This is a genomic window from Niastella populi, assembly GCF_002078015.1.
In the GTDB taxonomy this organism is placed as follows: Bacteria; Bacteroidota; Bacteroidia; order Chitinophagales; family Chitinophagaceae; genus Niastella; species Niastella populi.
Window position 1 is genome coordinate 53,331 of sequence record NZ_LWBP01000194.1, and the last position, 15,693, is coordinate 69,023.

General features: G+C 47.0%; 11 protein-coding genes. 4 read left to right on the top strand and 7 right to left on the bottom strand.

Annotated features, from left to right (window positions below; translation table 11 throughout):
- Nucleotides 1-734 precede the first annotated feature (734 nt).
- Nucleotides 735-1,499 carry a DeoR/GlpR family DNA-binding transcription regulator gene (locus A4R26_RS20555; protein ID WP_081167677.1) on the top strand — a complete coding sequence of 255 codons (765 nt, stop codon included), beginning with the start codon at nucleotides 735-737 and terminating at the stop codon, nucleotides 1,497-1,499.
- Between the two features lie 53 nt (nucleotides 1,500-1,552).
- Here A4R26_RS20555 and A4R26_RS20560 read toward each other — a convergent pair whose 3' ends face one another.
- Nucleotides 1,553-1,960, bottom strand: a complete 408-nt coding sequence (locus A4R26_RS20560; protein ID WP_081167682.1) for a hypothetical protein — start codon at nucleotides 1,958-1,960, stop codon at nucleotides 1,553-1,555.
- A 74-nt stretch (nucleotides 1,961-2,034) separates the two neighbouring features.
- The gene (locus tag A4R26_RS20565) at nucleotides 2,035-2,493 is read right to left on the bottom strand and encodes an SRPBCC family protein (protein WP_081167688.1); all 459 of its coding nucleotides are present in this window, start codon (nucleotides 2,491-2,493) and stop codon (nucleotides 2,035-2,037) included.
- Between the two features lie 413 nt (nucleotides 2,494-2,906).
- On the opposite strand from A4R26_RS20565, the gene A4R26_RS20570 reads away from it, so the two are divergent.
- Complete coding sequence (locus A4R26_RS20570) at nucleotides 2,907-4,811, top strand: AAA domain-containing protein (protein WP_081167692.1); 1,905 nt, start codon at nucleotides 2,907-2,909, stop codon at nucleotides 4,809-4,811.
- Nucleotides 4,812-4,988: 177 nt separating this feature from the next.
- On the opposite strand, the gene A4R26_RS20575 is transcribed toward A4R26_RS20570, so the two are convergent.
- Nucleotides 4,989-6,812 carry an ABC transporter ATP-binding protein gene (locus A4R26_RS20575; protein ID WP_081167695.1) on the bottom strand — a complete coding sequence of 608 codons (1,824 nt, stop codon included), beginning with the start codon at nucleotides 6,810-6,812 and terminating at the stop codon, nucleotides 4,989-4,991.
- Nucleotides 6,813-7,006: 194 nt separating this feature from the next.
- On the opposite strand from A4R26_RS20575, the gene A4R26_RS20580 reads away from it, so the two are divergent.
- Both A4R26_RS20580 and A4R26_RS20585 read left to right on the top strand, forming a co-directional pair.
- Nucleotides 7,007-7,756 (top strand): SDR family oxidoreductase, encoded by a 750-nt coding sequence (locus tag A4R26_RS20580; RefSeq protein WP_081167698.1) that lies wholly within the window; start codon nucleotides 7,007-7,009, stop codon nucleotides 7,754-7,756.
- A gap of 41 nt (nucleotides 7,757-7,797) precedes the next feature.
- Nucleotides 7,798-8,382: a TetR/AcrR family transcriptional regulator gene (locus tag A4R26_RS20585; RefSeq protein ID WP_133054744.1), complete on the top strand. Its 585-nt coding sequence runs from the start codon at nucleotides 7,798-7,800 to the stop codon at nucleotides 8,380-8,382.
- A gap of 247 nt (nucleotides 8,383-8,629) precedes the next feature.
- Here A4R26_RS20585 and A4R26_RS20595 read toward each other — a convergent pair whose 3' ends face one another.
- From A4R26_RS20595 to A4R26_RS20610, 4 genes are all read right to left on the bottom strand, one after another.
- On the bottom strand, nucleotides 8,630-11,200 hold the full coding sequence (locus A4R26_RS20595; protein WP_081167709.1) for a PAS domain-containing sensor histidine kinase: 2,571 nt from the start codon (nucleotides 11,198-11,200) through the stop codon (nucleotides 8,630-8,632).
- Between the two features lie 556 nt (nucleotides 11,201-11,756).
- Nucleotides 11,757-12,812: a DUF6807 domain-containing protein gene (locus tag A4R26_RS20600; protein WP_081167713.1), complete on the bottom strand. Its 1,056-nt coding sequence runs from the start codon at nucleotides 12,810-12,812 to the stop codon at nucleotides 11,757-11,759.
- A gap of 112 nt (nucleotides 12,813-12,924) precedes the next feature.
- Entirely contained in the window at nucleotides 12,925-14,280 is a 1,356-nt protein-coding gene (locus tag A4R26_RS20605) for a Gfo/Idh/MocA family protein (RefSeq protein ID WP_081167715.1), read from the bottom strand.
- A 454-nt stretch (nucleotides 14,281-14,734) separates the two neighbouring features.
- Nucleotides 14,735-15,505 (bottom strand): cupin domain-containing protein, encoded by a 771-nt coding sequence (locus A4R26_RS20610; RefSeq protein WP_081167717.1) that lies wholly within the window; start codon nucleotides 15,503-15,505, stop codon nucleotides 14,735-14,737.
- Nucleotides 15,506-15,693: the final 188 nt, after the last annotated feature.

Consider the following 15,693-nt stretch of genomic DNA (forward strand, 5'->3'; position numbering starts at 1 on the left):
TTCTTTTGGTTTATGGTTTATTGTTTTTTGTTTATTGTTCTTTTTATGCGAAGCTTCCGACTGTATTCTAAATTCATTTCGGCTTGAAGCTTTCGGCTTTCACCTGTATTCACTTGCAGCTTACAGCTTGAAGCTTGCAGCTGTTTTCTGTATTCACTTGCAGCTTACAGCTTGAAGCTTGTAGCTGTATTCTGTATTCACTTTCGGCTTGAAGCTTTCGGCTTTCACCTGTATTTGCTTGCAGCTTACAGCTTACAGCTTGAAGCTGTTTTCTGTATTCACTTGCAGCTTACAGCTTGAAGCTTACAGCTGTTTTCATGTGTCAAATCGCTTTAAATTTGTTTAATATGCTAAAATCAACCCGCGATTATTAGTTATTGACAGCCGTTACAGGAAAAAAGTACCAGACATCCTTATAAAAAGTTGCATGAAGGATGCTATTCAGCCTTGGAACGAGGTACAACCTGGCACTAAAGTAAAGAAAATTCACACCAATTAAACAAAATTAAATACAAATTAATACTTTTAAACCTAAAATTAAACCTCTTTAAGCATACAAACGATTACCGGAATATTATTTCTGGTTAAAAATTTAAACCATTTGTAAGCTTTTTACAGAAAACAAATAGCTTTGTATACCAATTTCTGGATTTCGGAATTGCGGGATTTTGAGCTTTCAAGATGAGCTGCAACTGGTTAAAACCCGAAATCGCGAAATCACTAAATCAGCACCAATGACCATAACAGACCGCCATCAACTCATCATTCAGAAATTACAGGAAAACGGACGGGTAGACATTCAGGAGCTCAGTGAAGAACTGCAGGTTTCGGGCGTTACCATTCGTAAGGACCTGAAACTGCTTGAAGAAAAGAACCTGTTGTTCCGCACCAAGGGCGGCGGTTCTATCAATAACCCATATGCGGCGGAACGGCCTATCAATGAGAAGGAGTTTATCAATTCCGATCAGAAAAAGAAGATCGCAAAGGCAGCGCTTAACCTGTTGGGCAATAACGACAGCATCATCATTGGTTCGGGCACTACTGTTTTTGAACTGGCGCAGGCCCTGTACCCACCCAAACATTTAACCGTAATAACACCGGCATTACGTGTTGCACTTGAATTGTGCAACCGGCCCAATGTTGACATACTGCAAATAGGCGGGTTGATCCATCACAGCTCGGCATCTGCCGCCGGCGCTTTTGGTGAAAGACTGCTGGAAGATATTTCGTGCGGGCTCCTGTTCATGGGCGTTGATGGCATTGAGCCGGAATTCGGATTAAGCATAACCAATCTGGCAGAAGCAAGCCTCGATAAAAAAATGATCTCCGTAGCCCAACAGGTGGTTGTAATGGCCGACAGCACCAAGTTTGGCCGCCGGGGTATTGGCCGCATCTGCGGTCTCGACCAGGTCGATTACATCATTACCGATTCCGGCGCACCCGCAGAAAGCATCAGGCAACTGGAAGAGAAAGGTGTAAAAACCATTATTGCGGAATAGTTCACAGTTCTCAGTTCACAGTTCTCAGTTCACAGTCCATGCATGAACCGGGCTCAGCCTGCTTTTTCTGCTGCGTTTCCGGAAGCATTATCTGCATTTGTTGTAGCAACAGCCGGTACCGGTTGAACCGCCCCTGGCGTCTCCTCCCCTGCTACCCAGCCCGAAGGCAAATAGCCTTTATACTTTTGCAGTACCGGGTTCATTTTCCTTTGCACCCATTTTGAAATGATCTCAAACACCAGAAAGCCAATGACAATGGAGATCGCCCATTCCATAAAGCTGAACGTTTGCTTATCAACAACCGTTCTTTTTGCGGTGAGTCCCCACAGGTTATTGAGACTGCGGGTGGTGAAAAAATGCGCAACCAAACGGGTTGATGCCATCCCAATGGCAAACCCTGTAAAATTGCCGATGTAGTTACTGTAAACGTATTGCAGGAACTTCTGGCTGGCTTGTTTCATAGCGTAAAGTTTGATGGTACCACAAAATAGTACCTTCTGCCCGCAATGGCCAGCATGTGTAAAAAATAACCATTTTACAGCACAACCATTCGGCGATGGCTGAATTCGAGCATTTTCTTTAGCTGTTTCAGGTTCCTGCGGCTGGTGTTCCTGATGGCAAGCGCCATAAACGGCGAGATCATTTTTGAAAATGAACGGGGAATGCCGCGGCTCCACACGGTCATACAGGTAGTGCGTTCATTGACGGCCTGCCATGCAACAACCGTCTCCATTCGCATACTGCTGTTACGTGTTTTCACTACCAGCTTCTGACCGGGAATGATCTCCACAACTTCGGCTACGTATCGCTGATGACGGCGCATGATGCGCTCATCGAAAACGATCTTTACGCCGGCCCGTAACGGTGTGTCGTGGTTCCATTCAACTGATTTGATATGGCTGCACCAACTGGGGGTATTGCCGGGGTCTGAAACATATTCGGCCACTAATTCCTTAGGGAGATTGATGATAATCTCGGTTCTTACGTCTACCATTATTTAATACGGTCTAAATAAATAATTCCTTTACAGGGGGGTCGGATGCGGCTTTCAAAATTCAATCGGAGATATTAATGCAGCATTGGAGGGCCAAATATAAATGTTTAAACAACACTAACCTCAACAATTATCCGGTCCAATAAAGGTTCATGGTTTCTGGGGAAGATGGGTTGGGTTTATGGTTACCATAGTTTGCCGCCAGAAATAACGGAGCTCAAACCTCCTGCTGTTAATTTTGAAATCCGAACTGAAAACCACAAACCAAAAACTACAAACCACAAACCAAAAACGGGCTTTTAACAACCTGTTACAATTTGAAAATTAATCACTTACCACCTACCCAGCCTTTCAAACCGGTGAACAGGCCATAAACTAAAAACCATAAACGATAAACTGATTATTTTTGCCGGATGGATTATTTCAAAAGCCTGCTGAACCTGCTGAAAACCGAACGTGAAGAGGACCGGGAATTATATCTGAAATTAAAACAAACTACCTCTGTTGCTCAACGCAGGGCCAATGGGCTTACCTGGTACCCTATTGCCATCCGCGACCAGGAAATGAGCCGCGGCGATTATCTTACCGTTGAAGTAGAACGCACCACCCACCACGATCTTATTCACCAGCTCCGTTTCGGAATGCCGGCGGTGCTTTTTTCAAACCACGATGCTGAAAACAATAAAATAGAAGGCACCATCACATTTGTGAATGGGAACAGGTTGAAAATAACCCTGCGCACCGATGAGTTGCCCGACTGGGCCGGCGATGGCAAACTGGGCATCGATCTGTTGTTCGATGAAAACAGCTACGATGAAATGCAGAACGCCTGCAAACTGGCGGCGGCGGTGGCTGAAAAAACCGCCGAAGGTAAACTGGTACAAATTCTTACAGGAAATAAAGCACCTTCTTTTGAATCAATTCATGGCTGGGAACCGGGCCGTGGATTGAATACATCGCAACAGGCGGCGGTTACAAAGATCCTCGAGGCAAACGACCTGGCCATTGTACATGGCCCGCCGGGAACCGGTAAAACCACTACCCTGGTGCAGGCCATCAAAGCCATGATCAAAAGAGACAACAAACAGATCCTGGTTGTTGCCCCAAGCAATACGGCTGTTGACCTGCTGAGCGAAAAATTAAGCGATGAAGGACTGAACGTTTTACGCGTTGGTAACCCCGCCCGCGTTTCGGAACGGTTGCTGTCGCTGACGCTCGATTATAAAATGGCCGGGCACAGCCATACAAAAGAAATAAAACGCCTGAAAAAACAGGCGGCCGCTTTTCTCGATATGGCGCATAAGTACAAACGCCATTTCGGTAAGGCCGAACGCGATCAGCGCAAGGCCCTGTTTACCGAAGCACGCAATATCATGAAGGAGGTAGACAATTCTGAACAATATATTATCAATGACCTGGTAGCCAAAGCGCAGGTAATTACCGCCACGCTGGTAGGCGCCAATCATTATACGGTAAGAAACCTGAAATTCAATACCGTGGTGATCGATGAGGCCGGACAGGCACTTGAACCGGCCTGCTGGATCCCCATTTTAAAAGCGCAGAAAGTGGTACTGGCCGGCGACCACTGCCAGTTACCGCCAACCGTAAAAAGCGCCGAAGCGGCCAGGAACGGCCTGGCCACCACCCTGCTTGAAAAATGTGTAAAGCTGCATCCGGAAGCGGTTGTATTGCTGGAAGAACAGTACCGCATGAACGAAATGATCATGGGTTATTCCTCTTCCACGTTTTATGACGACCGCCTGAAAGCACATGCATCTGTAGCCAGGCATGTATTGTTCAATAACGACAATCCGCTGGTGTTTGTAGATACCGCAGGGTGTGGTTTCGATGAAAAAACGGAGCAGACAAGCACTTACAATCCCGAAGAAGCGGCTTTTTTGTTCAGGCATCTTACCCAGCTGGTGTCGGCGCTTGACAGCCATTACAAACCGGATAACTTTCCCAGCATTGCCATTATTTCGCCGTACAAGCAACAGATCGATACACTGAAGGAACAATTCCAGAGCTCGCCGGCATTGCAGGTGTACGAACATAAGATCGCCATCAATACCATCGACAGCTTCCAGGGCCAGGAGCGGGATATTGTTTATATCAGCATGACGCGCAGCAATGCCGATAGCCGCATCGGGTTCTTAAGCGATATCCGCCGCATGAACGTAGCCATGACGCGGGCGCGAAAAAAACTCGTGATCATCGGTGACAGCGCCACGCTTTCGCAATTCGATTTCTATTCCAATTTTATTACCTGGGCGCAGGACCGGAATGCCTATCAGAGCGCGTGGGAATTTGCAGAATAGAATACAGCCCCAAGCTGCAAGCCAAATACAGCCTAAAGCTGAAAGCCTAAGGCCGAAAGCTAAATACAGCTGCACGCTGCAAGCAACTACAGGAATACAGCTGCAAGCGTATTCCACGTTGCCTTTTTGCCTTGTTGCCTTGTTGCCTTTTTGCCTTGTTGCCTTGTTGCCTCGTTATCAAGCGTCCTCCGTTTCCTCGAGGTATCTTTTCGCCTGCATATTATACAGGGCGGCATACTGTTTATCCAGTTGTATCAGTTCTTTATGCGAACCCATTTCGGTAATGCGGCCGTGCTCCATCAGGATGATCTTATCGGCATTCTTCACCGTACTGAAGCGATGTGAAATAAGAATGACCGTTTTACCTTCCATGTTCTTCTCAAGCGTTGTAAAGATCCTTTCTTCCGTTACCGCATCGATGGATGCCGTGGGTTCATCGAGAATGGTTACCGCCGCATTGCGATAGAACATGCGCGCAACCGCCAGCCGCTGGTGCTGTCCCTTCGAAAGATCGATACCACCGGCAAAGTCTTTCCAGATCAACTGATCATAATCTTTTATAAAATCATCGGCGCCGGAATACCGGGCCGCCTGCCGCAACTGCGCATCTTTATCATATTGCGAGACGCCATTGTCTTCTATTCTGCCCACGCTGATAGATTCGCGAATGGTGAGGTTATAAACCGGGAAATCCTGGAACAGGATACCCAATGCGCTTTGCCAGTTATCGAGTTTGATATCTTTCAGGTTAATGCCGTTTATTAAAATATTCCCTTCGGTAGGATCATAAATACGGCAAAGCAGTTTAATGAGTGTGGTCTTACCGGAACCGTTCACCCCAACGATGGCTATTTTTTCACCGGGTTTAATGGTAAAACTAAGGTCGCGTAACACCCAGGGCGTTTCGCCTTCCTCGGCCGGGTACCGAAAAGAAACCCGGTCGAATTCTATCAGCGGCGGTTGTTTAATGTCGATCACCACGCCGTTTTCTTTTGATACGATCCGCGGTGTTATATCGAACAGATCGAACCAGCGGGCGGCATACCGCGATGCTTCTTCCGCAACGGAAATACTTTCAATATAGCCGTTAACGGTTTGGTAGAACCGCGTATAGGTACTGAACGCAAGCAATAATCCGCCAACGGCAATACCACCAGACAGCGCCTCTCTTGTCATCAATGCAATAGCGGCAAACAGGAACAACAAATACCAAAGGCTCATGATGCTGTACGATATGGCTTTCTTCCGTTCGGCCCTGATGATCTTGTTGTTGAAATCCTCTTTCCTTTCTTTTACCTGCGCCTTTAACCAACCCTGCAGTTTCAGTAATATGACATCAACCGCTTTTTGCAGTTCTTCGAAATGCGATATGCGGTTCCGGATAAGCCGTTGATCGTTTATAGAGAACCGGCGGATGCGGAATACCTCCATGCTGTACTTATTGTAAAAGAAATACACGGGAGCCGCAGCCAGCACGGCAAATACAACCAGCCAGTAATTGAGCGACCACAGAATGGTAATGGATGTTATAATACTGGCAAAATTATGCGATGAATTAAAAAAGAAATCCTGCAGGCCCAGCACACTGCCTGTACCCCATTCCTGCGCGCTGCGTAACAAATTCTGGTAAGAACTGCTTTCAATGGTACCGATATCGAGTTTGCCCTGCCGGTCTATTTTATACAGGTCGAGATTCAGCGTTTGCTGCATGCGGAAGATCATACGGTAATGCCCGCCGAGGTTGCCTACAAAAAGCGGCACCAGGAACGACAAACCCAACAACACCGACGACCGTACCAGATCGCCTGTTTTACCTGTGCCCTGTTTTATTTTAATGATCTCATCGACGATTGATGCAAAACTGGTGAATTGCAGGTAAACGACAGCACCGCTGAAAATATTGATCAGGATGAGGATGATCAGCAGCTTTCTGTTGGTGCGCCATGCAAAACCTATTGATTTGATGGCGATAGTGAACATATTCTGGTTGTTATTCTTCATTCATAAATATTAGGGAGTCTCAGAGGTCAACAAAATACACCAAAAAAAGTTCACCCGGCGACGAAAGATGTGCCACACTTCGAAGTGCGGCACATCTAAAATTTATTTGGAACATTCATTCCGATATACATACATTTGTACCGGAATGATCATTCCGTTATTATTCAAATCAAACAATTCTCAATCTATCAACCATGAGTCGTTTAAAAAATAAAACCGCCCTTATTACCGGCGGCAACAGCGGAATTGGCCTGGCCACAGCCAAAGAATTTCTTGAACAGGGCGCCAATGTTATCATTACCGGCCGCAGTGCGGCAGCGCTTGAAAAGGCTAAGAAGGAGTTGAACGGACAGGTGCACACCATATTATCGAACGCCGGCAACCTGAACGATATTCGCAGCCTCGCCAAAGAAGTACAACAGATCACCCCGCATCTCGACGTATTATTTGTAAATGCCGGCATAGGAAAGTTCGCACCGGTTGAGGCAGTAACTGAAGAACATTTTGACGAGCAGTTCAACACCAACGTAAAAGGCGCCTTCTTCACCATTCAGCAATTATTACCGGTGATCAAAGACGGCGGTTCCATCATCCTCAATACATCGGTAGCAGCCCACATGGGTATGGCCAGTTCTTCTATTTATTCAGCAACGAAAGCGGCGCTGCTCAACCTGGCGCGAACATTATCGACAGAACTGTTGCCCCGGAAGATCAGGGTAAATGCGATCAGTCCCGGCCCCATCGCTACGCCTATATTAGATAAAACCGGATTAACGGCCGAACAGGTTGAAGGCTTTAAATCGTCTATCCAGACACAGGTGCCTATCGGCCGTATGGGCGATCCGTCTGAAATTGCCAAAGTTGCCACCTTCTTCGCTTCCGATGATTCCTCGTTCGTACTGGGTACCGAGCTCATTGCCGACGGCGGAATGGTAACTTTATAAAAATTGTGGTAATTTTGGAACGGGAATTCCAATTTAACGCAATGCCAAAGACAAAACAGTTTGACGAAACGGAAGTGCTGGTAAAAGCCAGGGAGGTTTTTAGTGTAAAAGGATACAACGGTACTTCGATGGACGACCTGGTTAACGCCACCGGTTTAAGCCGTTCGAGCATCTACGATACTTTCGGTGATAAACATGGCCTGTTTTTGAAAAGCCTGAGCCATTATTGCACGTCCCAGGGGGATGAACTGCAAAACCTATGCGCCAAAACCGACAGTCCGAAGAAAAAGATCCGCGCCATTTTCGATTATACCTTAAAAAGCATCCTCACCGATAAAGAACGGAAGGGTTGCCTGATGGTGAATGTGAGCATGGAACTGAACGCGGTGGACAGGGACGTGGCGGCTATTTCGCTTGCGAACATGGAAGATATGGAGCAAACGTTCAGCGCCCTGGTAAAAGAAGGCCAGGCCAAAGGGGAAATTTCGAAAAAGTTCTCCCCGAAAGCATTGGGCCGGTTGTTGTACAGCAATCTGATGGGGCTTCGCGTAAGCGGTATGAACCGTCCCGAACCCGATGCACTGAAGGAGATCGTCAAACTCGCGCTCTCGATACTCGATGAGTAACGCTGAACGCAAATACCTGATATTCCAGGCATACTTTGTTTTCAAATACCTCGCGATCGGAGGTAAACATACAAAAACGCTTAACGTTGACAGTTTCCCTTCGGAAGCAATTCGCGTTAAGCGTTTTTTAGTTGTTCAGTTGTTCAGTTGTTCAGTTGCCGGCGTGCCTACTCCGACCTCATCGGGGTAGTTCTGTTAACCAGTCAACCCGTCAACTCGTTAACCAGTCAACCCGTCAACTCCTCACCTACTTATCAAACTCCACCCGCACTGTACAGCCATGTCCCGGCGCCGCCTGAATATCAACCTTTCCATTGAACACATCGGCGCGGTTGATGATATTGTTAAAACCGATACCCTTGCGTTTGGTAGCAGGATCGAACCCTTTGCCATTGTCGCTGATCGTGAGAATGATCTTTTTTTCTTCCTCTTTTATGGTGATGCCGATCTTATTGGCTTCGGCATATTTAAGAATATTTGTCAATTGTTCCTGTACTATACGGTAAATGGTAAGCTTTAACCCGTAATCGAGTTTTGTTTCGTCGATACCGCCATGATTGAAGCATACTTCAATCTTTTGCGCCCATTTGATATCACCGATCATATCATTGATGGTTTCGATGATGCCGAGGTCGGCGGCGCTGGGCGACACCAGTGATTTCGACAGCTTGCGAATTTCCTCTATGGCCATATGAATATGCTCCGCCGCCTTATTGGTGAACAACTCCCGCTCATCGCCTTCCAGGAATGGCGATGAAAGGAACAACTTGGCCGAAGCGAGGATCTGGTTCACATTATCGTGCAGTTCCTTACCTATCTCAGACCGTTCATATTCCTGCGTATTGATGGTTGCACGGGCAATCTGACGCTGATGGTTAACCCTTTCTTCCATCATTCTCGCTTCCTGCTGGCGCAATTGTTCTTCAGCCTGTTTCTGATTGGTGATATCATGTACTATACCCACCAGTTTTTCAGGTTCGCCCAAATGATTTCTGAGCAATTGCCCCTGTGAATGTATAATGCGAATGGTGCCATCGGGCCGAAGGATCCGGTGCTCCAGGTCAAAATCGCCAATACCACCAATCGTTTTCTGTATGTCTTTAAGTACATACTCGCTGTCGTCGGGATGAATAAAGGCTACCTGCTGCTCGATACCGGGGTTCGACAAACTTTTATCACGGCCATAAATATGATACATTTCATCTGACCAGATGGTTTCCCCGGTTTTCAAATTGGTTTCCCAACTGCCCAAACCGGCGATCCGTTCGGCCTGCTGCAGCAACCGCTGGTTATGCACTATCTGTTCTTCCGATTTCCTGCGTTCGGTACTATCGATGCCGATGGCAAAATAACCGGTTACCTTTCCTTTATTATCAAACTGCGGTTGTGCCTGCATGGTAACCCAAACCTTACGGCCCGATTTGGTATAGATCAGCAATTCGGTATCGAAAGTGCGGCCTACCCTTTTGTTCTCCATCAATTTCTTTACGGCTTCCCTGTCGGTTTCTTCGCCGTACAGGAAATCTTCGGGCCGCTTTCCTACCGCTTCATTGAAGGTGTATTCTGTAACCATCGTAAATGCCGCATTGATCCATTGTATCCTTCGGTCGATATCCGTGATCACGATGGGACTGATCGTTTCGCGGGCTATATGAGAAAGCTTTTTTAGCTCTTCTTCCGTCTTTTTCCTGTCTGAAATATCGCGCAGGATGGTGCTCATCCTGTCTTCCCCGTTCAGGTCTTTAAAATAAACGGATGAGAATTCGCAGGGGAAAAACTCGCCGTTCTTTTTAATACCTGTCAGCTCGCCCTGCACAAAACCTTTCGTTATGCGGTCTTCCACCATCAGAAGCAATTCAGGGGTATGAAGCACAACATCCTGCCGGATCTTCTTCACAAACTCTTCTTCCGTATAACCAAACAATTCGCAGGCTTTGCTATTGACCTCGAGTATGGAACCATCGGGGTTGCCCAGAATAAAAGCGTACAGGCTGCTGTTGGCAATGGCGCGGTATTTTGCCTGCCCCAGGTAGATCAGTTGTTCAGCCTGTTTATGGTTGGTTATATCCTGGAAAGTGCCCACGAGCTGAATGGTCTTATTGAACAGTTGTTTTGGCTTGCCGATGGTGCGGATCCATTTTACCGGCATATCGCATTTGCTGCAATCGAGCTCGATATTGAAAGGAATTCCCCGCGTTACCGCCAGTTGTACGGCCTGTTTGAATTGCAGGTAAGCGTCGTTACCCACAAAAGAGAGAATATCTTCCCAGGTGATACCGTTGTATTTCGGGATGTCAAGTAATTTATACAGCCCTTCGGTGCACGACAGCCGGTTGGTTTGCACATCGAGCTGCCACCCGCCGATACCTGTGGCCAGTTCTGTTTCTTCGAGCAGGTGTTTATAATTATTTGTTTCGGTAACGTCGGTAATGCAAACCATCATATAACGGGTGCCATCGGGTTCTGAAATAACCGTTAACTGGCAGTTTGCCCCGAAGATGTGCCCGTCTTTTCGTTGTATGGGAAATTCAGCCACCGTTTGTTTAGGCACCGGCGACGACATGGCCGAGTTGAAGGTGTACAGGGTAAAATCGCGTTGTATTTCCGGCACCATGGTTAAAAAGTATTTGCCTATCAGCTCCCTGCGTTCATAACCGATCATGCGGCAATAACTCTCATTCATATCTACAAAAAGGCCTTCGCTGTCAACTACCAGTATACCAACTTCCAGCGCATTGAAAACCGAATTGAACACCGGATTGGCCGCACTGGCTACCGCAGGAAATTTGTCCCGTCTTGATTTGGAATGTATTCGCATATCAACCTTTTTACCAACTTATCAGATAACCGTTACACAGCTGGTGGTCCTCGTCAAATGACAGCCGCGGCACGGTTATGCAATAATTATTAGCGTAATAATTTAATGTTCAATATGTCACCAGGTACCAGTAATGGAATGTTTTGTAAAGGAACAGGTCAATGAATTCATTCCCGTGTACGGCGGGAAGAGGCAGGATAATATTGTAGTTGGTTAGTGCGTAGAGTGATTCACCAGGATTAGTGAAGGCAAATAAATTTACAATTTTATTCAATATAAACCCAGAAATTTATTGTGTCTGCAGATGGTTTTCTGCCGCTCAATAGAGGTTTAGCAAAATTTCTTGGCTTCGATCAGTTTTTCGATAAAAAAAAGAAGGCAAGCTGAAGGAAAAAGAATCGGGAAGGTGCGGTAGCGTCTTGCCCTTTTTGACCATCGCGGGGTGGCCTGCCTCGCATAAAGGCATGTCGCCGATCAGGGCAACCCACCTTAAAAAAAACGGACAAGCCGTTTTAACGACTTGTCCGAAACAGGTTTATCGATTTAACAAGGGCTGTTACTTCGTAACGTCCTTAATTTTTGCTTTTCCGAATTCTTCGGCCAGTTGATTCAACTGGGCCGCCGACGTAGTTACCGGTCCCTGATCAAAAACGATGCGGTAAACAAAACGTACCGATTCGCCTTTTTTCAGTTGCAGGTTCTCCGCCGATTTACCACCGGTGAACACTTTTTCACCAAGCGGGTTGGCAGCAAATAAACCATATCCCCTGGCATGCCAGAAGGTAGGGTAATTAATGTTACCAGGGTGATCGATGATGGAAATGCTGATCGAATCGTTCTTCATTTTTCCATACATCTTACACCATACCGCTCTTGTGCTCCAGGCGCTGTCGCCTTCCTTGCCGGCGCTGGTAATATAATTACCCGTGGCCACCGCGTCGGTATTGGCTTTTACTACGGTTACGTTTCCTTTATCATCGGTAAACACCCCGTCTTTTTTACTGGAGATCTGCAATTCATGCGCTACCCGCAAACCCAGCAAACCATCTTTTGCATCGGTGAACAACACAGGGGTATTGGCGGTGAGGGTGGTTATACGGTCAACAATGCGCTGTGTGCCGGTACTGCTGAATTCATACTGCGTGGTTTCTTCAAGCAGGATGTTATTCTTCCAGTCGACCCAGTTGGCATGATAGGCCAGGATGCCTTTGGCGCCGTCTTCTTTTTTAATGATGCGATCGGTTCTGATCGATCCGTACATACTCTTTTTTGAGGCCGGGATGGCAAATGAATTATTCCAGAAATCGAGGCCATTCACATTTTCAAAATTCAGCCACAGGCCAAGATGATGCGGGTGATCGGTAGGTTCGCCGGCCAGCGGGAACATGGGGTAACCACGCGTGAGCATGGCGCCGTTGGCCGAAAAGATCGGGTACAATACCGGTTTGGCTAATGAATCGGGATAAATAAAACGGGTAAACAGGTTGGAACCGATAAAAACGTTGATGGTGTTCTGGTCTTTCTCCTGCACCAGTTTAACCGTTTCTTTTTTCTGGGCAAAGGATATTGAACTTATAAAGCAACCGGCTGCCCAACAAAAGATCTGTTTCATAAAGGTTATGTATGGTTTTTACTTTATTGAAAAACCTGTCACACCGGAGGATGCGACAGGTTATAATCAATTTATATATCAAACTTACTACTTATAACTTATCACTTTAAACTTAATACTTAAATACCTTTCCGCCTACCATTACCTCCTGTGTTTTTTCATCGAAGGTCGCCTTCAAACCGGTGCGGGCAGCCGCGGTGGTCATAATACAGGCAATGGAGTGATTGTAGCCTGCTTCAACCGGCGCGTTGGGTTGTTTGCGGCTACGGATACTTTCCATCCAGTTGCGAACGTGGTTGCTGGTTAGTTTGTCGCCGCCGGTGTTGGCGCTGGCAACCACCGCTTCCACCTGTGAAAGGCTTTGCTCAGGCAACAGGTTGGCCTGCATTCCCATATCATCGGCGTGTCTTTTGGTAAGACCGCCTTTGGGCGATACGGTATTGGTGATCAGGTTCAGCTCACCGCCATTTGAGTAATACACTTCAGATGGTTTTTCATCGCCATTGTGCATCCGGCTGCCGAATACCACCTGGAAGCCGCTTGACTGGTCGTTTAACGGACCATAATCGAAAACAGCGGTGATGGTATCCCAGTTCCTTCTGCCATCTTTCCACATATAAATTCCGCCATTGGCCACTACGCTGCGCGGGTGGGCAATGCCGCTGAACCAATGTACGGTGTCGATCTGGTGGCTCATCCACTGACCGGGCAAACCCGACGAATAGGGCCAGAACAGGCGATACTCGAGGTATTTGCGTGGGTCAAACGCTTCGAACGGACGGTTCATGAGAAAACGTTTCCAGTCGGTATCTTCTTCTTTTAATTGTGGTAATAAAGCGGGCCGGCGCCAGCGGCCGGGCTGGTTTACATTCCAGGTAAGTTCTACCATGGTTATGGGACCGAACTTGCCCGATTTGATAAATTCATTGGCTGCATGATAGTTGCTGCCGCTTCTGCGTTGTGAACCTATTTGAATTATACGGTCAGAACCTTTCACGGCTTTCAACGCAGCGCGATTGTCTTCCATGGTTTCGGCAAACGGCTTTTCAACGTATGCATCGCAACCGGCTTTTACCGCTTCGACGGTGTGCAGCGCATGTTGAAAATCGGCAGTACTGATGAATACGGCATCTGCCAGCTTTTTGCTATATAATTCTTCGTTGTTGCGGCAGGCTACAATATCGTGGCCCATTTTTTCTTTCCATTGGGCAGCCCCTTCCTCCCTTCTTTTTTTCCAGATATCGGATACCGCAACAATATCAAAATTCAGTTCCTTGTAATGGTTCATGAAACAGGGCATATGCGAACTGCGGTGGCGGTCTGAAAAACCAATTACCCCTACCCGTACCCTGTCGTTCGAACCTAAGATCCTTCTATAACTTTGTGCAGAAAAACCGGCTTTTGCAGCTAATATACTGGCTCCGGCCATGGTGGTTTGCTGAATAAACCGGCGACGAGAATTTTTCATATCGGCATTTATAATTTGGTTGATTGAGAGTGTTTAAAATTAAGGAGAACAATGGCAATTTTTACATTAAAAAAGAAGAAGTATATATTAATGAGTTAAATGATAGTATAGCTTAATCGTCAGTTCACAGTTCGTAGCTCTCAGTTCATAGTTCTCAGTTCATAGCTCACAGTTCCTGGTTCCGGGTGGGCAGTTGGGGATTTTATCCTTGTGCCCGGGGTTACAGAGATGCAATTTTGTAGTGGGGGGTTGCATGGGGAAATGCCGGTTGCAGGTTACAGGGGAATACAGGTGCAGGTTGCCGGTTGCCGGGAATAATGCAATATTCAGTTGCAGGTTTGCAAAGAATAATTTTGAGCTGCAGGACCGGAAACCAAAACCTGCATCAGCTTGCTATTTATTGTGAGGATCTGATTGTGTAAACCCATTCACCATTGACCATTCACCATTTCACCTACTGAAACTGCAAGGCAAAATATTCCAACGGAGTGGTGCCGCTGTTCTTGAGTGCATGCAGGTGACCCGATGAAAAGAAAATGAGATCACCAGGTTCGGCTTTTTGTGTTCCATCGCCCAGCAGCACCAGCGCGGTTCCTTTTCTTAAAAGAATGATCTCTTCCTGGGTATGTTTGTGCGGACTATGGCTTATCTGTCCGGCATTCAGTGAAGTAACGTGCAGTTCCATCTTCTGAAACGCGGCGGTAAAGCGGTCGAACACTTCGCGTCTTTCGCCTTTGTCGTTTTGTGTAACGCTCCAGTTTTCCCAATCGCCGGTAAAAGAACCGCCGGCGCCTTTACCGCGTTCGGCATTGATGGGGGTTTTGGTTTTGAACCGGATCGCGTAATATACGGTGAGGGCCTTGCCGGTATTTTCGAATGTATGAAGATCGCCGGGCATAATGAGCGCAACGCCGCCCGGCCCGATAATGGCTGTATTGCTGCCTGCAGTAACTTTTAAATTTCCTTCTTTAACAATGATAAGCTCTTCGGCATCGACATGCGCCAGCGGGGAATGCGGCGATTTACCGGGATCAACCTCCACCACCCTTATCTCGAGGTTGGCTAATGTGGCGGTAGGGCCGTTGGCCATTTTCATAAAGTATGAGCCGGTGTCTTTTTCAACGATAAGGTCGTTCCAGCCAAACACTTTCGAGGTTACCGATCCTTGTTGCGCGTTCGCAAAAAGGCAGGTTAAAACAGTAATAGTCAGCAAGATAGGTTTCATGGTACAAATATAACAAGTGTTTGTTATAGGACCCGGTATCCTATCTATAACGTCAACTTATGGGGGTGGATTGTGGATAAAACATTAAAATATAGCTGGTGGCAGGCAGCGGGCGGCTGGCGGGGCCTCAATTCGAAACCCGCCTCTTCACGCTGCCTTTCCCACCTGCTTTTCCATGCCAGCCATTC